Genomic DNA, 18,111 nt, shown 5'->3' on the forward strand with positions numbered 1-18,111 from the left:
CTCGGCGGCTCAGCTTGCGGACTCAGCAGCCGCCCTGCGAGGTGCTCCACGACTCATCACTGCCTCCGCGCACTCACCGACGAGGTCGCCCAGTTCATCGACGGTGAGGATGTCCAGGTTGAGCGGTCCCGAGCGGTAGGTGATCTGCTTCATCAACGCCCGCGCAAACTCACTTCGCGCACCGTCCTGCCCACTGAAAGAGATGACCTCCTGAGCAGCGAGCCGCACTAGGCGTGCGTTCCTTGCCACCGCAGATCGCTCGAGCAGAGCGCCGAACTCATCCTCTCCGAGTTTTGGCGACGCTTCCTCCATCACCTGCCCCAGCACACGCCAGCGTCGCCATGAGAGCTTGAGGTAGTTGCGATCGCGCCCTACTTGTCCGCCGATCCAGCGATCCTTCGAGAGCTCGAATGCGGGGGACTCTGCCGGCCACCTCCTGTGAACCACATCCGGGAACATTGCGAGAGACAGGAAGGACCAGACGCCGTCCGAGGCCGCATCACTGGGGCTCGGCCTGATCTCTGAATCGAGCGCCTTGCCCAACTCGATGCCATAGATGTCGTTGTCGAACTTCGAGCCCGTCTCCAAGTGATCCAGCGCATGCATCACGCCCTTTCGCCACCGCTGGAGGTCCGCGCTGTTCGCGGCCTCCCCACCAGTTGCGTTGGGGACCGCCTCTACCCTGTCGAAACGAACCAGCTCACCGGGACGCTTCCCAGCGGCGAGATCGGCCTGGATCTCCTCGAGTCTGGCCGAAGCCTGACCCGGTGAGAAACGCGGGATGAGCTTGTGCGTCACTACTGTCTCCCTTCCAGAAGCCCGGTGGCCGCACGGAGTCTCGTGAAGACGCGGTCTCCGTCCCCGTGGACTGCGGAGATGGCCTCGGCCAGCCCCATGCGCAGATAGGTTGAGCTCAACTCCTGAAGTACGTGGCCCACCGTGCCTTCCTCATACTCAGTTGGAAGCTCATCCGACCATCTACTGGCCGCTGACACGAGCAGTTGTTCGACCACCCCATGGAACAGCACCGACCGATGGATGCTTGCAACTCCAGACAACAGCGTGCTGGCCGCCGGATGCCCCGTATTGATGAAAAGCCGGACAGCACCCATGAAAGGCTCGTCCAAAGAGTCCGCTCGGAAGTTGAGGTGCCAACAGGCCTCCGACGGGTAACCTGTCGGCTCGAAATCGAAGGCCTCTGTAGGAAACCCCGCCGCATCACCCTCAAGCGGGAACCGGTAGCTCCTGGTGGGGGTGTAGACCCTGCTGCCGCGCTTACTCGCGGCCATCTCAAGCCCCACCTCACGTTCCCTGTCGAGCACGAGGCCGTAACGGACCTCGAGCTCGCCCGCGACGGTATGCGGGCCGATCCGGACCTGCAGTGGGGCTTCCGCGCCAACGGCTGACAGCACCGGTACCGTCACGGTCTCGCGGAAGCCGGTTGCCCTGCAGTCCACCTGAATCGTTCCGCTCAGACCATCGAGGTCCCTCATACCGGTGGAACGCAACAGTTCGTCCGGCTCGACTCGAAAGAAGCCCAGGATCGTTGGTGCAGCCAGGAAGTCCCAGCTTGGGACAGCGTCTCCAGCCTCGAAAATCGCATCCCCGACCTGGAGCCGGGGAGGAGTGAACTGGACGGAGGCCTCCGAGGCTGTCCGGAAGGGCATCGCGCGCATCAGGCCTCACCAGCCGCGAACTTGAAGTCAATCGCCAATCCCGCCGGGAAACTGATATCAGCGAACACCTTCTGCCCTGGGGGCAGCTCGATCACATCTGCCCTGACCGAAGCCCCGCCCTCGAAAGTCCACTGCTTGAGCACAACCTGCCCTTCTGAGGCCATCACGCCGCCGTCGACCGCAAGGGACAACGATGCCGCATGGACTGGGACCGCCGACTTCGAGCCGGTGACCTCCAAGGCAACCCGCGTCGTCTGGCGGTCTTGTCTCCAATCGTCTGATGACTGCGGTATCGGCAGTATCTCAAGGACCTCGACCCTCGGTTGGTGCGATCTGGCCTTGCCGCGCGGACCTGAAGCCTTCGGTCGGTTCGTCGCTATGGGCCCCGAGGACGAGCCGACGAGTCCGGCCAACGCCACCGCCAACTGGCCTGTAGAACTGGCCTCCTTAGCTACGACGTCAGACTTCGCAGGACCTCGAAAGATATTCGCACTCTCCCGTGAACGCTCCAGAGCCAGCTTGACGAAGGTCCTGTGCCGCGGGTCCTCAAGCCCTCCCGGATTCCAGGAGTCATGAGCGGGTGGCTCAGCGGCAGCGAACACCGAGTCGAGTTCCTTCAGAGGCTTGAACACTCCAACCCAGCGTGTGAGTCCGTCCGCTGTCGGTCCAAGCATCTCATCGCGGACCACAAGCTCTGCTCTGTTACGCATGAAGATCAGGGAGTCTGCGGCATACCCATCACCATCGTCGGCGCCTGCCAGGTATTTCGTCAGTGCGATGTGGCCAAGGAGTTGGCGCGGGCGATGACACCAAATCTCCTGGACCTGCACCAATGGGTGAGGCTCAGAGGCCCCTGTGCCGACCTGTCTGAGCGAGGTCAGGCACCTTGCCGCAGCCTCAAGAGCCGCAGAGCCGGTGAGCCCGGGCAGCGGAAGGTCGACACCGTCACGAGCAATCCCGATGTCCATACGCCTGTCCATCGGTTGATCGGTGTCGAGCTTCGGCCAAAGATTGCGAGTGACCGCCTGCGTCCAATTGTCGACGAGTTCATCGACGTCTTCGCGACCCTTCGGCTGCAGGATCAGGATCGAAGTACCGGTCTCATCGTCAGCAAAGCGACGCTCAAAGACAGCGTGTCCCAGGGTGCGGGCGTCGTCGCCGACGGCCGGTTCCACTCGGAACACAGCCTGGGTATCAGGTGCGTCGGCCGAGAAACCCCACCACTGTCTTCCGGTGTATCGCTGCCCGTCCACGACGAACCTCGAGCCCATCGCTGACGCGATGAAGCGCTCCTCGAACGAGCCGTCCGCGTGTCTGAACCTCGACCAGATGACGATGGTCGAGCACTCGCTGGCGAGGTACGCGGCCGTCTTGCCGAACCCGTAGGTGCCGCCCCCATAGCCGTGCTCAGGTGGCGCACCAATCGTGAGCACGAAGTCGGCGAAGTCGGCGGGTTCACCTGCAGCGGGATCGATGTCGTTTCGGGTGGGCCCACCCAGACCCTTCGTTCCCCGATCGAGCACCTCCACAGCGCACAGATCAGTCGAATTGATCGCCCGTTCCAACCCAAGGTTTTCGGACCACCTCCCACCAAAGACATTCCACCTGAGGACGTCTCGTACGTTGTCGTCGAGGCTTCTGAAGCGCATCTCAAAGCGAGGCACCACGCCATCGAGCCTCGCGTCCCAACTGTTCTGTGCCATCTCTCGCACTAGGAGGCTGGCAGGATTCACTTCAGGCTGGCCAAGCATCTTCTTCGAGCCCTCGCCGTCCGTGTCACCAGCACCGAAAGGCTTCGGGAACCACTGGAGATCGGGAAGACCAATCACAGGCTCATCATTTCGTTCATGCGTCGCCTCAGCTCCTCGTCGTCAAGTTGCCCTGGGGCGCCAGCCAGGGACAGCGTGTAGGTAATGTGAGAGATCGCGGCCCGTCGAGCCTCCGGAATCTCAGAGGTCCTCAGCCCTGGAAAATCCTCTCCGACCTCCCATGCTAGGACTGGACCGTCCAGTGCGAACTTGTGCTCGTCACTGTCCACACCCAGCAGGAATCCGCTTCCCGCCATCCGTTGAATCAGCTCGTCACGTAGACATCCCCTTTTCGCTAGATCGTCCACCACCGCGCCGATGTTCCTGCCAGCGGGCGATGAGACCACATGCAGCCGAACCAGCGTGAGACGTGCGTCGTTGATTCGATCCAACTGATCCAGGCTCGAGATCGCGACTTCAAGGGCATCTCTCTGGGACGACTTGACCTCGATGTCGCCGTTGGGGGTACTGAAGTCATGCTTTGCCTTATCCGGCCCGGTCCAGCACTCGACGGCATAGAGAGGATTGCGCTCAGCCAGCATCGCCAATACCGAGAGCTCACCGAAGAGGCCTCTGGCGGCGTCCTCGCTGAGTGATCGGGCTGGGCGAAACAGCTCCTGCCAATCGTGGAGAGCGCCGAGAAGTGCAGCGTGGGCCAGTTCCTCGCGGCTCAACATCCTTTCCACGACGCTGTCCGCGAGCAGGCTGAAGACTTGGGTGAGATGACCAGACTCGCAGGTCAGGTCGAGGTAGCGGACGCCGGACTCGGGATGCGTCCAGTCCGTGAGCTCTATCTGCTTGCCCGACTGGCTGTTGAACGCGTACCCCGGCTCGATCGGAGCCATGATGTGCAGCTTGGATGCTGGATCGGCACCGTAGAGAAGTGCGCTGCCCGCCGTATCGTGCGCAGCCTCGACGACAAACACGTTGCTGCTGGTGCCCGCGGCGTACACATCCGCGAGCAGCAGAGAGAACCTCTCACTCGCCCGACTCATCATCACCATCCTCCTGCTGGTCAAGCACCTCGTCCCCTTCGACAGTCTCAGGGATCTCCCACATTGGTCTCACCGAGACAAACGCACCTGCCTCCCCATTCACATCGTTCACGTTAGGGAAGAAGATCACGAATCCTAGAAGGTGGTGATCAACTGGAAGCGCGATACGGTTCCCACCCTCGAGCTTCGGCGCGGAGTTCTTGCTGATCGGGTAGACGAGGATCAGGCCTCGGCCTCCACCGTGAAGCCGTCGGAGTCGGCGGCGCTGCTCATCCGTTGAGTGAGGGTCACCTCTGTAGACCGCAGGATCGATGTCGCGGAGCCTGTCGTCGGGGGACATGATCGCTTTGAGATTGATCTTGTCTGAGGTGCTGTCCTCCAACGCGGACCTGTTGGCGCAGCGAAGTTCAACCTCCCCGATCTTCAGCGTTCCGAGATTCGAGCCAGCCTTTTGGGGGGTATCGACGAGGATGACGTTCCAGAGAGGGCCCCCAGCCCACTTCCCCACCCACTCAGTCAGTCGCTCGCGGTTGTCCGTATCCTGAAGCCAGGACTGGCTATCGTGCGCACGGAATTCACGCAGGAAGTCGACGACTCGGTGACCAGGAACGTCCCGAACCATCGGACTCGAAGTCTGGCCCGGACTGGAAGTCAATTGGAGTCCACGGATCAGAGCCGCCACCGCCTCCACGTTCCTGCCAGTCAGCCCTTGATCTGACCCATCCAGGATGAATGTCTGATTGGCCGTACCACTCAACCCAAGCTGCACGACACTCGCGTGGAACATCTTGTTGGCAGCAGTCACCTGAAGCCGGCCGGGGTGGGCACGGACCTTCACGCCAACTTCCTTGGGGGTGAACTCGCTCCCCTGAACCGAGCCGATCTCGGCACGCAGGTCCTGCTCTACTCTCGCCAGGAACGCATAGTCGGCGTCGAGCCCGTCGGTAACCCAGACTCGGGGTAGGTCCTCATACCTGGGCCGATACCCAAACCAACGACCCATCTGCATCAACGTGTCGTACGTGTTCGACGTTCGGGTGAAATACGAGACCACAAGCCCTTCCAGAGTCAGTCCACGCGCCAACGTTCCGCCTCCGATGGCCACCACGGTGTGCTTGCGATCATCGTCATAGTTCAGCCGATCCGCCGAGGCTCCATTGTCGACGATCACATCGATGTCGTTGAGGACAGCGCTCAGGCGCTGCTCCACCTCTGACCAAACTGGCAGTGGGGCCGTTGCGGCCCCTGAGACCCTGCCTGACTCCTCCTGCCACGCAGCTACGAAAGCGGCCAGCTGTCCAGCCGCAACTTCCTGACGCGCCGATTCGACAAGCTCTCTGAGGCGGAGAGCCATCGCGAAGTGCGGAGCGGTGTAATGCGTCGTGTGGACGAGCATTGATGAGTGCCCGATGTCCCCCCGCGCCCACCGGATTGCGGTTGCCACCACAAACCAGGCAAAGGCCTCACGGAGCGATCCTGGGAGGTCAGGGTCGAATGACTCCCGAGCCTCCTTGCTGCTCGGTGGACGCAGAGCATCTGAGTCTTCCTTCGGGATCCTGCGGACCATGTCCAGACCGTCGGACCCGGCACCGTCTTCCTCGTCGACGGATTCGGCAATGCCGAAGACGCGGTCGGAGCCGAAGTAGCCATCCCCCGGCTCGATGGTGGTGAGGAAGTCTGACGGGAAGAGCTCCTCGTCATCCTCTGGATCCATCAGGACATTGGCGAAGGGCGTTGCGGTGTAGGCGACGTAGCTTCCTGATTCCACCGACGCCCACAGCTCGCGGAGACGGCGATTGATTGTGGAGATCCGCTGGCGCTCGGCCAAGGAGTTGGGGGTGGCCTGATCTGCCTCGTCATCCACGATGAGCACTGGGTGGAGGCGGCGAATCTCCTGCGGGATCGCTCGCATCATCTTCACGAGGTACTTGAGCCTAGTCGGGTTCTTCTTGACGACGGCACATAGTGCCGGCTGATGCACCATGAGTTCCTGTGGCTTGGGAAGGGGGACGAAATCGCGCTCCTTGTCCGTCAACGGGTACCAGCCCTCGACGTGGAAGAGGTCCCTCGTGAGTCTTGCCTGCGTCTGCTCGCGGAGATTGTTATTGATCCCAGACAGGACGATGACAAGCTTGTAGCCGGCGTCAACCGCCTTCGCGATGACGCCTGCGAAATTGCGGGTCTTGCCGGACTGGACGTTGCCCATCACCAGCCCTTTGCGCTTCTGACCGTGATGACTTGGGTCTGCTAGCAAACCGACGATGGACTCAGTTTCGGAGCCCAACGCTTCGATGCCTTGCTCCCGGCGGTGCTTGAGCAGGGCCTCATAGCGACTCCAATGGCCAGTCTCACTCGGACCCAGGTACCACCCTTCGCCGTCGTAGCTCTCAGGGTTCAAGACCGCAGCCCTGACAACCTGATGGGCCTTCTGTTTCTCCTTCAACTCCGCGTAGACCTGGTCGACAGCCGCGTGGTCGGTCATGAAGCTCTTCGCGTGCTCGGCAGCTTCTTCAAGTCCCATGCGCAACTGGGTTATGGCTCCAAGGATCGCGTTGCGAGCCATGTGGAGGACTACTTCCTGCTGCGTTGGAGGGACCATGCGAAGAAGGCTATCGCCTTGTCGAGTCAGTACGCCCTCCCGCTCCGGTGCCTCGACGGGGCCACGGACTACGTTCCCCGACGATCGGCTCCAGCCTCCAGTCGCAGGTCTCAGGACACATCCGCGTGCATGTCGAAGTTCGGGACTCGTACTCCCCGGGTCCAGTTGTCGGCGTTCTCTCGGTCGACGACGAAGCCGAACCGCTCGAAGGCCGGCCTCGCCGTGCGGCTGGCGTGGGTCACCACGCGGGTTAGGCCCCGCCGTCGGGCCTCCCCCAGGACGGCCTCGACAAGCATCCTCGCCACTCCCTGCCCACCGGCGTCCGGGTGCACGAACAGCATGTCCACCACCCCGTCGTCCGTCAGGTCGCTGAATCCCACCACCCGATCCCTCTCCACCGCGACCAGAGTCCACGCCTGGGCCCGCCGTCGGCCCCAGACCTCGAGGTCCACCTCGTCGGGTGACCAGGCCTCCAGCTGCTCAGGCGTGTAGTCCCCCTGGGCCGTTACGCGCACCGCGGCGTGGAAGACCTGCCAGGTGGGCTCGGCATCGAGGTCGCGGTAGGGGCGTAGGGAGACAGACATCCGGCAACGCTATCCCGAGGACTCTGCAGGGGCGAGAGCGCACTCGACGCCACTGCGACGAGCCTCGCAACGCGCTCCCCGATCAGCCCCGATGGCAGACTCGGGTGTATCCATGACGAAGGAGAGAGATGACATCAGCCGAGGACCCCGGCATCCACACGCCGGTCACCTTCGAGAGCTGCTCCCACGTCGAGGGGCCGTTCTACCACGGCACGAAGTCGGCGGTCGAACCCGGCACCGAGCTGGTTCCCGGCCACGGCTCAAACTTCCACGCGGGGCGGACGTCGAACAACATCTACTTCTCGGCGCTGGTGGAGACGGCAGTGTGGGGAGCGGAGCTGGCCACGGCCCTGGCCGACAGCGCCGAACGCGGTCACGTCTACGTAGTCGAGCCCACGGGACCGTTCGAGGACGACCCCAACGTGACCGACAAGCGATTCCCCGGCAACCCCACGCAGTCCTACCGGACCCAGCAGCCGCTGCGCGTTGTCGCGGAGCTTGAGCACTGGGAGGGTCACGACCCTGTGGTGCTCAAGGGCATGCTGGACCACCTCGCCCAGCTCCGGGAGCAGGGACTCGACGTCATCGAGGATTAGCCGGTGGGCGAGGACTCGACCACTGGCGTCATCGGCGGCGGGTCTCGAAGGGTCGTCTCGGACCCCACAAGCAGTTCGTGCTGAACCTCACGCCACGACCCTTCGAGACGCGCCGCTGCGCGGACGACGCTCCTCAGGGAACGAGAAGGTGATCAGGACAGGCGGCCGGTCGGTTCTAGAGGACGTACTCGAACAGGTGGAACTGGTTCAGGTCAGTTCCGTCGTAGCGCACTGTGTGGCAACCCAGATCCGTGAAGCCGCACCGTTCATACAGCCTGCGCGCGGGGATGTTCTCGACATAGGTGTCCAGGCGGACGGTCCGGCAGTCCTGTTCCCTCGCGACCCTGATCGAGGCGTCCACGAGGAACCGGGCCACGCCCAGTCCGAGATGGTCAGGCACGACGCCGAGAGCGTGGACAATCAGCACCTCGTCCCGCTCCGCCTCGATCGCCCAACCAGCCTCCTCGTACGCGTCGGCTGCGTCGTGATTGAGCACCACAACACCGGCGATGGTGTCGTCGTCGACGGCCAGGTACAGCTCGCCGGCTTCAACCCACCCGGCGACCTCCGCCTGCGTAGGGTGGTCTTCGGTGTGCCAGTGGGGGTAGTCCACGGTCTGGGCGAGGTGGTCGATGATCCTCCGGTAGGCCGCCTGCGCCGCCGTGGTGTCGTGCGGCTCGGCTCGTCGGAAGTTCAGGTCCATGCTCGGTGTCCTTCTGTCGAAGTGGGTCACAGATGTCTTTCTGCCGACGGTATCGGGCTACGACGGGCCATGCATCTGTCGACCGGTTCGGTCAGACAGCCGGCTAGACGAGGCCGTACGCCGTGGTGGCGAGCAGCCCGGCCCCGATGAGCAGCAACGCCACGCCCCCCAGGAGCGTGACGATGCGGTCCGCGGCCGGGGACCGATGGAAGCCGAACAGCCGCACCAGGGCGATCGTCGCCGCCCACCACAGCCCGGCCCCGAGCACGACTGCTGCGCACAGCGCGGCGGTGCGCATCTCGGCACCGTCGCCGGGCCCGATGAACTGCGGCAGGATCGCCGCGAAGAAGAGCAACGCCTTCGGATTGGTCGCGTTCGTGACGAACCCGCGCACGTAGCCTCCCTGCGCCCGCCCCCCGGTGATGCCCTCGGTATCCACCCCGGCCCCCGTACTGCGCGCCGCGTGCAGCATGCCCGCGCCTATCCATAGCAGCACTCCGGCGCCGAGCACCTGCACGGCGGTCAGCGCGCCTGGCGCGGACACCAGCAGAGCAGTCGCACCCGCCGCCGCGAGCAGCGCATGCAGCATCAACCCGGTGACGATGCCGGCGGCCGCCGAAGCGCCTTCCCGCACGCCACGGGTGGCCGAGTGCACCACCAGCACCAGGTCCGGGCCGGGCACGGCCAGCGCCACCAACAGCGCGACGGCGAACGCCGCCCACGACTCAGCTCCCACCATGCCTCCAACCCGAGATTCCGTCCCGGGCAACGTTATGGGTGGATTCGCTACCCTTCGCTCATGAACGAACCCCAGAGGAAAGATCACCGATCTCCCGAACTGGATTCGGTGGACTGGGCGATCCTCGAACTGCTCCAGGTGGATGCGACCATCCCCAACAAGGACATCGCCGCCAAGGTGGGTGTGGCCCCGAGCACCTGCCTGGAGCGGATCCGGAGGATGCGCCGCAACGGCACCATCGTCGCGACGCGCGCTCACGTGCTCCCCAGCCTCCTCGGGAAGGGCGAACAGGCGTTCCTCGGCATCCAGATCCGGCCGCACGCACGAGACACCGCCAACGACTTCGTGCAGAAGGCCCTTGCCCTGCCCGAGACGCTCGCGCTCTACAACGTCAGCGGCAGCGAGGACTACCTCGTCCACGTCGCCGTGGCCAGCAGCGCGGAGTTGCAGACGCTCATCATCGACAAGCTCCTCGCCATTCCCCAGGTGGCTCACTGCCGGACCCAGCTCATCTTCGGCGAGCCCTGGGTGGCTCCGTTGCGGCACCCTCCGGGACCCGCCGAGCCCTGAGACTCAAGCCTGGCCGTCAACGCGACGAGGGGGCCGCGCACCCCCGCGCGGCCCCCTCGTCGATCCCCGAACGCTACGACACCAGAGCGAACACACCCCAGGTGAGCAGGAAGCCCGTCAGGCCCAGGATGGTCGACAGCACGGTCCACGTCTTCAGGCCGTCCTTGACGCTGAGGCCCAGGTACTTCGTCACGATCCAGAAGCCCGAATCGTTGATGTGGCTGAGCCCCAGGCCGCCGAACGCGATGGCGAGGGTGACCAGCGTCATCTGGGTGGGGTTGTAGCCCGCGTCCAGGATGGGCTGGGCCAGCAGTCCGGCCGCGGTGAGGATCGCCACCGTCGCGGAGCCCTGCGACGCGCGGAGTGCGAGCGAGATGAGGAAGCCGGCCAGGATGATCGGCATGTTGATGGCGATCAGTGCCTCCGAGAAGGCCGCGCCGATGCCCGAGGTGACGAGCACGTTGGCGAACACTCCGCCGGCGCCGGTGACGAACACGATCACCGCGACATCCGGCAGCGCCGAATCCAGCACCGACCCACGCTTGCCCAGCGACCAGCCCTGGTTGTGACCCACCACGAGGTAGCCCACGACGACGGCGGTCAGCAGCGCGATCGGCGACGAGCCGATCATGCCCGCCAGCCCGCGGGCGGTGGAACCCTCCGCGAGCGTCATGTTGCCGACGGTTCCCACCATGATCTGCAGGATGGGCAGCAGGATGAGGGCCAGGACGGTGCCGGCGCCGAGCACCCGCTTCGGGCCGTCGACGGCAGCGTCGTGGATGACGGCGGCCTTCGTGGCCGGCGACTCCAGCAGCTCGTACTTGTGCGCCTTGATCAGCTTCGAGGCGTAGAACCCGACGATCGCGGTGACGGCGGCGATGGGCAGGCCGATGAGCAGCATCAGGCCGACGTCGGCGCCGGTGATGCCCGCGGCCGCGACCGGGCCGGGGTGCGGGGGCAGCGCGACGTGCACGGTGAGCATGGCGCCCGCGACGGGGAGCCCCAGGACCAGCGGGTTGAGCTTGGCCACGCGGGCGAAGCCGAACACGATGGGCGCCAGGATGATGAAGCCGACGTCGAAGAACACGGGGATGCCGAGCACGAACGCGGCGGCCGTCACGGCGGCGACGACCCTCTTGGGCCCGAGGACGGCGGAGAACTTCTCCGCCAGGGCGTCTGCGCCGCCGGAGACCTCGATGAGGCGGCCGAGCATGGCGCCGAGGCCGACGACGATCATGACGCTGGACAGCGTCTTGCCCATGCCCTCGGTCATGGTGGGGACGACCTCGGTCAGTTCGATCCCGGTGGCCAGCGCGGTGCCGAACGCCACGAGAAGCAGGGCGACGAAGGCCGACATCTTGATCTGGATGACCAGGATCAGCAGCAGGACGATTGCGCCGACGGCTATGCCGAGCAGGCTTGCGGCTCCCATGGCTCAGCCCTTCTTCGGCGCGACGAGGCGGATGACGGAGGAGTCGTCCATGGCGGCCTGGCCGTTGGCGAGGCCCTGGAGGTACAGCTGCTCGGCGGCCGCGGCCACCGGCACGGGCATGCCCACGGACTTGGCCGCGGAGGTGACGATGCCCATGTCCTTGACGAAGATGTCCAGGCGGCTCTTCACCTCGGCGTCCTCGCCGGCGTAGGCCTGGATGGCGCGGGGTCCGCGGTCGCCCAGCATGAACGATGCCGCGGCGCCGGACATCAGCGCCTCGAGCGCCTTCGTCTGGTCGAGTCCCAGCTCGCCCGCCAGGGCCATCGCCTCGGCCGCCGCGGCGATGTGCACGCCGCACAGCAGCTGGTTGACGGTCTTCATGCACTGACCCTTGCCGGGGGCTTCCCCCACCCAGACCAGGTTGGAGGCCATCGCGTCGAGCACGGTGCGGCAGTGCTCGTAGACGGCCGGGTAGGCGCCGACGGTGACCAGCAGGTCGCCCTTGCCCGCGCGGGCGGGGCCGCCGGAGACGGGGGCGTCGGCCAGGCCGATGCCGTCGTCCGCGAGTCGTGCCGCAACGTCCTCGACGGCCTGGATGCCGACGGTGGAGGTGAGGATGATCGCGGCGCCGCGGCTCAGCGCCGGGACGATCCCGGCCTCGCCGTAGAGCAGCTCCTCGAGCTGGGTCTGGTTGCGCACGGCGACCAGGACGATGTCGGCGCCGTCGGCGGCGTCACGGGCCGACGGCTTGCAGGTGATGCCCGCATCGGTGGCGAGCTGCACGCGCGCCTCAGCGATGTCGAAGGCGGTGACGGTGAAACTCTGGGCTAGCCAGGTGGCCATGGGCAGGCCCATGGCGCCGAGTCCGAGAACAGCGATGTTCATGGAAGTGGGGTCCTTTCGAGGGTGAATCAGGCTTGGGTGAGCGTGTCGACGACGGCGGCAAGGGAGTCGGCGGCGCCGACGTTGCCGGCGAAGACCACGTAGGGGATTCCCGCGGCGGGGCCGTCCTGGCCGGACCACAGGGAGACGATGCCGGGAAGCATCGGGCCGACGACATTGGCATGGCGGAAGCCGAGGCCCTTCGTCGCGACGTCGGAGGAGGTGATGCCGCCCTTGGCGACGACGAAACGCGGCGGGTTGGCGGCCAGCACGCGCTGGACCACCTCGACGACCGCGGCCGAGACCTGGCGGGAGATGTTGAGTGACTCGTGGCCGTCGGCCCCGGTGACGAGCGTGCGGGAGGTGCGGACGACGACGTTGCCGTGGTTCAGGGCCCCGGCGGCCTGGTGGGCGATGTCGGCGACGTGACGGTCGCGGGCGGTGGGATCGGTGACCTGGGCCACCTCGATCTCCAGCTCGAACGGGTGGTTGTGCTCGCGGAGGTGGTTGAGCTGGCGGGTGGTGAGGTCCACGTGGCTGCCGACGACGATGAGCCCGCCCGTGGCGAGTTCGCGGTCTCCGCGGGAGGCGCGGATCTCGTCGAGGGTCACCGGGGGGTGGACGGCCTGGCCGATGCGGGCGCGGGTGAATGGCGGGCCGACGCGGTAGATGAAGCGCGACCCGGCGGTCTCGGCCTCGATCAGCGCGAGGGAGAGCTGGCGGAGGTCCTCCTCCTCGACGATGTCGACGACGATCACGCGGGCGTCCGAGGCGGAGCGCAGCAGCGCGACGGTGTGGGCGCGGTCGGTGCGGAGCGTGGTGAGATCGATCAGGATGACGTCCGCGGCGCGGGTGGCGCCGTCGGTCTTCTCCTCCACCCACTCCGCGAGGCTGGACGACCGGTAGCCGAACGTGGCGTCGCGGGCGAACTCGGTCTCCCCCACCGGTGTGAAGCCGGCGTCGCGGGAGCCGGCGTAGTGGATGCCGTCGACGGTGATGCGGCCAGCGTCGCCGAACGCGGGGACCACGACGATGCCGTCGACGCCGTGGCCGGTGGCGGTCCGGATCTCCTCGGCGATGGTCAGGGGCTCCAGAGGGAAGTGGCCGCGCAGCGTCGAGTCGGAGCGGGAGACGAACGCGACGGGGATGTCGCGGGCGGCCTCGAGCGCCGCAGCGACGACCTCGCGGTTGACCCGCTCGGCGTCGGCGGGGGCCAGCGAGCGCGAGTTGGTCATCACGTAGACGGCGGGCTTGCCGGTGCCGAACGCCCAGCGGAAGTCGTCGACCTCCCAGGCGGTGAGGACGGGGAGGTCGGCCACCGACTGCGTGCCGGTGGGGTCGTCGTCGAGGACGACGTAGACGGTGTGGTCGCCCGCGCGGTGGCGCGCCTCGACGACGTCATCCGCGGTCACGGACACCACGGACGGATGGTTGGTCAACAGATCGGACAGTTCCACTGTCATGTCACTCCTTTGTGCTCAGACCTCAGAGGTCTTAGGAAAGAATGACACAAGGATTGTCCGGGTGCAAGACCCTGCCCACCGCAAATGAGGCTTCAACACCGGCCGAGCCGCTCCGCGGCCGACGCCGGGCTCAACCGCGGGGGGGTCGGGACCTACAGCGCCGCGATGTCGTCGTGGGTCTGCTTCATGTGGGCGCGCATCGCGTCCTTCGCAGCCGACGCGTCGCCGCCGGAGATGGCCTCCAGGATTCGACGGTGGTGCTCCTGCGCCCGCGCCCTCACGTCCTCGCGCGCCGCCGTCGTCTGCCGCGACGCCGACAGAGCCTCTGCCAACGGCTGCATGATCGCAGCCAGGAACGGGTTGCCCGAGGCCTTCAGGACCAGGCCGTGGAACGCGAGGTCCAGCCTGACCACCTCGTCGACGTCTGCTCGGGCCGCGGCCTCGTCATACCCGTCGAGCACCGCCCGCATCGCAGTGAGGTCGACGTCGTTCCGGTTCTCAGCGGCGAGCCCCGCCGCGCCCACCTCGAGCATCCGTCGCACCTGGATGAGCTGCAGCCCCAGATCCCTCGACGGCGTGGTGCGGGCCAGCACTCCGATCAGCGTGGGCAGGTCACGCCACTCCTCCCGGGGAGCGACGAAGGTGCCGCGACCGTGCACCACGCGCAGCACGCCCCGGTCGCTCAGCGACCGGACCGCCTCGCGCATGGTGGGGCGGCTCACCTCGAGCAGTGCCGCGAGGTCCGCCTCCGGAGGAAGTGCGCTGCCGGCCGGAAACCCGCCGTCGACGACGCGGTCGAGGATTCCCTGGATGGCCTCGTCCACCAGTCCCCGCCGACTCATGCCTCCCCCGTCCACTCAACGTCTCTCGGCTGGTCAGCCTACGCCACACGCTCAGGGCCCCAGCGCTCCCAGGGGGACCACATGTACACCGTCTTCCCGGGTGTAGGCCAGCGAACCGGTTGTCATGACCACCAGAGCGCGTGGAGGCCGCTCCACTCGTGCCGCTAGCGCATGCAATGAGCCCGCGGCCCGCTCCACCTGAGCATCTCCCATCTTCACCTCAACTGCGAGCCACTCGCCGTCTCGATCCTCGACGACGTAGTCCACCTCCAGCCGACCCTCACCCTCCCGGTAGTGAAACACCGACGCGCCGGCTGCTTCGGAGTACACCCGCAGGTCGTGGGCCACGAGACTCTCGAAGAGGAATCCGGTGGTGGAGAGGTCCGCGAGCATGCCGTCGGTGGACAACCGCAGCAGGCCTGCCGAGAGCGACGGGTCTGCCAGGAGCCGCTTCGGGGTGTTGACGAGGCGTTTCGATGATCTCACCGCAGGATCCCAAGCGGGCACCTCGTCGACGATGAGCATCCGAGTCAGAGCGTCGTAGTACAGCTGCGACGCCGGACGAGATGGGGCCTCTCGATCCTCCATCCGTTTGAGGATGGCACTCAGAGTCGCTGGGTGGGCCGTCATCTGCGCGTAGGCGTGAAGGAAACGACGCACCAGCCGGGGGTTCCGTGGCCCCCCGGACACCTCGTCGATGTCATGCTCGACGATGATGTCCAGGTAGCCGTCGAGGAAGGTGCGCGCCCGGCGTTCGTCGGCGCCCACTAGGAACGGCCACCCGCCCACCGCAATGTGATGGAGGTAGTCCCGCACCCCGAGTGTGCTGTTGGCAGGGGTCACCGGATCGCCGCGCAGTAGGCCGGCCAGGGAGACGGCCGGGTTCGACGCCTGCTTCTCCGTCAGCGTCATGGTGCGCATCCGCATCACACCGAACCGTCCCGCTCCCGTGTGGCGCTGCAGGTTGTTGTTCGGGGTGGCGGAGCCAGTGAGGATGAACTGGCCCGGAATCCCACGGGCATCGACCTCACGCCGCACGGCGTCCCAGATCCGCGGTGCGCGTTGCCATTCGTCCAGCAGCTTCGGGGTGGCGCCATCGAGCAACAGTCGCGGGTCGAGGGCCGCGCGGCGCTCTGCCTCCGGATCGGTATCCAGGAGCACCTCACTGGCAGCACGCTGACGTGCTGATGCGGTCTTCCCGCAGCCCTTCACTCCCTCGATGAGCACGGCTCCCATCGCGTCGAGTTGTGCGGCCAACTCACCGTCAGCGAGGCGAGGAAGATATCTGCTCACGCTTTCAGTTTACATTCGTCACACCTAAAAGTTTAAAAAAATCACAGATTTCAGTTCACATTCTTCACACTCAGTGATCCTGGCTGTGCCCCTTCAGGACCATCCGCATGATCCTCGCGTTGAACACCACGAACCGCGTCAGCTGGAGCGGCAGACTCATCCGTTTACGCAACGTCGACGCCGTGGGCAGCGGCGCCTTGGACAGGTCCGCGACCGTGGAGCCCGCCGGGGCCCGCAACTGCTGCTCGTGCACTCGCTCACTCATCGCACTCACTCCGGAATCAGCTGCCACCCGGGCAGCGCCTTGGCCTTGTAGAGGAACAGGAAGTGGAGCATCAGCTTCACCCAGTGCCCGGCCAGCCCCACCTCGCCGCGCGTGTCGGCGAGGTCGCGGCCCGTCGGATAGCGCTGGTAGTCCGGCACCACGGGCATCATCGTCATGGCCGCAGCCGAACCGGTGCGCAGCCCCTCGCCCACCGACGCCACGCACGCCGCGCCCATCGCGGCCATCGACGCCTCGTGGTTGACCGCCGTCGGACCCTTCCGGATCCGGTCCGCGATGGACATGGCCGCCACCTTCCCCATCACCCCCGACGGCATCCCCGTCCGGGGCGGGGACGGCGCGATGACCGTCCCGTTGGCGCTCTTGCGAGGCCGCGAGATCTGGTGCGGCGGTGCGAACGCGATCCCCACCGCCCAGATGTTGTCGTAGCCCACCGCCTGGTAGGTCTTGGGCCAGTCCTCTGCCCGCCACTCCTCGTACGGCTTGGGCGTGTAGTCGGCGTCCACCTTCATGAACCCCGACGGCGCGAAGAGCCGGTCGGTGATGTCGGCCCCGTCGCGGTCGAACGCCTTCAACGGAACCCCGCCGAAGGGGGGCAGGAGCATCCCGAAGTCGAAGTCCAGGGTGTGCTCCAGCCCGTCGAGGGTCTCATAGTGCACCACTCCCGGCTCCACCCGAGTGACGTGCGCGCCGAGGATGGCCTCCACCCCGCGTTCCCGGAACAGCGACCCCGCCCACAGCTCGGAGGTGGTCTGGAAGCCGCGCTCCTCGAACACCATGCCGTCGACGCCGAAGTCACCCAGCTCCGCTTCGTTGGTGAGGTACACCAGGCGGGCACGGTCGCGGACGCCGGCCTCGCGCAGCTCGTGGTCCACATTGAAGACGTACTCGAACGCCGCCCCCTCGCAGGTGCAGGTGCCGTGCCCCATGCCCACCACCAGCGTGAGGCTCTCGCCGGACTTCAGCCGTTCGATGGTTGCCCGCAGCGCCGCGGCCGCCTCGACGGCGTGGTCCGCCGTGCAGACGCTGACGGTGTGGCCGCCGTGCGGGCCGAGGCCCGGGGTGGCCTGGAACTTCAGCTGCGGGCCGGTGGCGTTGACCAGGTAGTCGTAGCGGATCCGCTCGGTCTGGCCGGCCGCGTCCGGTGAGGTGCGTTCCACGTCGACGGCGGCTCGCTCGGAGAGCTCGTCGCCCCGAGGCCAGAGCGCCGTGGCTTTCGCCTGGACGAACCGGATGCCCTTCTTCTGGTAGATGGGCGCAAGCGGGAACACCACCTGTTTCTTGGTCATCTTCCCGACCCCCACCCAGATGTTGCTGGGGATCCAGTTCCACTGCGAGTTCGGGGACACCACCGTGACGGTGTTGCCGGCCGGCAGTAGCCGGGACAGATGCAGCGCTGCAGTGTGCCCCGACACACCAGCCCCGAGAACGACAACGTCAGCCATCTCAACTCCTTCGTTGTGACTGCATCTTCCACAGTAGCCCTGTCGGTCGGGCGGCGCGGGGTCAACCCGGCAGACCGGGCGCGGGGCAGGGCCGGCAGGCCTATCCTCGGATGCAGGGGGCCTCCGCTTCCAGCGGTGCCGACGAAGCCGTCGGCTGGTCAGCCTGCCTGACCGTCTCCCCCACTCACCGAAGGAGTTAGC

17 protein-coding genes are annotated in these 18,111 nt (G+C 66.2%); 2 read left to right on the forward strand and 15 right to left on the reverse strand.

The window, feature by feature from the left end:
* Nucleotides 1-9: 9 nt before the first annotated feature.
* From H5398_RS15020 to H5398_RS15045, 6 genes are all read right to left on the reverse strand, one after another.
* A complete protein-coding gene (locus tag H5398_RS15020; protein WP_182800596.1) occupies nt 10-798 on the reverse strand; it encodes a hypothetical protein in 789 nt (262 codons plus the stop codon).
* Nucleotides 798-1,676: a hypothetical protein gene (locus H5398_RS15025; RefSeq protein ID WP_182800597.1), complete on the reverse strand. Its 879-nt coding sequence runs from the start codon at nt 1,674-1,676 to the stop codon at nt 798-800. The genes H5398_RS15020 and H5398_RS15025 overlap by 1 nt, the downstream gene beginning before the upstream one ends.
* Entirely contained in the window at nt 1,676-3,505 is a 1,830-nt protein-coding gene (locus tag H5398_RS15030) for a hypothetical protein (RefSeq protein WP_182800598.1), read from the reverse strand. The genes H5398_RS15025 and H5398_RS15030 overlap by 1 nt, the downstream gene beginning before the upstream one ends.
* On the reverse strand, nt 3,502-4,482 hold the full coding sequence (locus H5398_RS15035; protein WP_182800599.1) for a PD-(D/E)XK motif protein: 981 nt from the start codon (nt 4,480-4,482) through the stop codon (nt 3,502-3,504). The genes H5398_RS15030 and H5398_RS15035 overlap by 4 nt, the downstream gene beginning before the upstream one ends.
* Complete coding sequence (locus H5398_RS15040; protein WP_182800600.1) at nt 4,463-7,078, reverse strand: Z1 domain-containing protein; 2,616 nt, start codon at nt 7,076-7,078, stop codon at nt 4,463-4,465. The genes H5398_RS15035 and H5398_RS15040 overlap by 20 nt, the downstream gene beginning before the upstream one ends.
* A gap of 110 nt (nt 7,079-7,188) precedes the next feature.
* Nucleotides 7,189-7,662, reverse strand: coding sequence for a GNAT family N-acetyltransferase (locus tag H5398_RS15045; protein WP_182800601.1), 474 nt, complete (start codon nt 7,660-7,662; stop codon nt 7,189-7,191).
* Between the two features lie 128 nt (nt 7,663-7,790).
* On the opposite strand from H5398_RS15045, the gene arr reads away from it, so the two are divergent.
* Nucleotides 7,791-8,258, forward strand: a complete 468-nt coding sequence (gene arr / locus H5398_RS15050) for an NAD(+)--rifampin ADP-ribosyltransferase (protein ID WP_182800602.1) — start codon at nt 7,791-7,793, stop codon at nt 8,256-8,258.
* A gap of 175 nt (nt 8,259-8,433) precedes the next feature.
* Here the strand turns inward: arr and H5398_RS15055 are convergent, their stop codons facing one another.
* Both H5398_RS15055 and H5398_RS15060 read right to left on the reverse strand, forming a co-directional pair.
* Nucleotides 8,434-8,961, reverse strand: a complete 528-nt coding sequence (locus tag H5398_RS15055; RefSeq protein ID WP_182800603.1) for a GNAT family N-acetyltransferase — start codon at nt 8,959-8,961, stop codon at nt 8,434-8,436.
* Nucleotides 8,962-9,064: 103 nt separating this feature from the next.
* Nucleotides 9,065-9,700 (reverse strand): LysE family translocator, encoded by a 636-nt coding sequence (locus tag H5398_RS15060; RefSeq protein ID WP_220489535.1) that lies wholly within the window; start codon nt 9,698-9,700, stop codon nt 9,065-9,067.
* A 60-nt stretch (nt 9,701-9,760) separates the two neighbouring features.
* Between H5398_RS15060 and H5398_RS15065 the strand changes: the two genes are divergently transcribed.
* Nucleotides 9,761-10,270 (forward strand): Lrp/AsnC family transcriptional regulator, encoded by a 510-nt coding sequence (locus H5398_RS15065; RefSeq protein WP_182781022.1) that lies wholly within the window; start codon nt 9,761-9,763, stop codon nt 10,268-10,270.
* Between the two features lie 73 nt (nt 10,271-10,343).
* Here the strand turns inward: H5398_RS15065 and H5398_RS15070 are convergent, their stop codons facing one another.
* The 7 genes from H5398_RS15070 to H5398_RS15100 form a co-directional block, all read right to left on the reverse strand.
* Nucleotides 10,344-11,702: a GntP family transporter gene (locus H5398_RS15070; RefSeq protein WP_182800604.1), complete on the reverse strand. Its 1,359-nt coding sequence runs from the start codon at nt 11,700-11,702 to the stop codon at nt 10,344-10,346.
* Nucleotides 11,703-11,705: 3 nt separating this feature from the next.
* A complete protein-coding gene (locus tag H5398_RS15075) occupies nt 11,706-12,587 on the reverse strand; it encodes an NAD(P)-dependent oxidoreductase (protein ID WP_182800605.1) in 882 nt (293 codons plus the stop codon).
* Between the two features lie 26 nt (nt 12,588-12,613).
* A complete protein-coding gene (locus H5398_RS15080) occupies nt 12,614-14,047 on the reverse strand; it encodes a four-carbon acid sugar kinase family protein (RefSeq protein ID WP_182800606.1) in 1,434 nt (477 codons plus the stop codon).
* Nucleotides 14,048-14,199: 152 nt separating this feature from the next.
* On the reverse strand, nt 14,200-14,889 hold the full coding sequence (locus tag H5398_RS15085; RefSeq protein WP_182781026.1) for a FadR/GntR family transcriptional regulator: 690 nt from the start codon (nt 14,887-14,889) through the stop codon (nt 14,200-14,202).
* Nucleotides 14,890-14,940: 51 nt separating this feature from the next.
* Complete coding sequence (locus H5398_RS15090) at nt 14,941-16,182, reverse strand: ATP-binding protein (RefSeq protein ID WP_182781027.1); 1,242 nt, start codon at nt 16,180-16,182, stop codon at nt 14,941-14,943.
* Between the two features lie 70 nt (nt 16,183-16,252).
* A complete protein-coding gene (locus H5398_RS15095; RefSeq protein WP_182781028.1) occupies nt 16,253-16,447 on the reverse strand; it encodes a hypothetical protein in 195 nt (64 codons plus the stop codon).
* A 5-nt stretch (nt 16,448-16,452) separates the two neighbouring features.
* On the reverse strand, nt 16,453-17,910 hold the full coding sequence (locus H5398_RS15100) for an NAD(P)/FAD-dependent oxidoreductase (RefSeq protein WP_182800607.1): 1,458 nt from the start codon (nt 17,908-17,910) through the stop codon (nt 16,453-16,455).
* Nucleotides 17,911-18,111 lie beyond the last annotated feature (201 nt).

The organism is Tessaracoccus sp. MC1679, from assembly GCF_014164775.1.
Taxonomy (GTDB): Bacteria; Actinomycetota; Actinomycetes; order Propionibacteriales; family Propionibacteriaceae; genus Arachnia.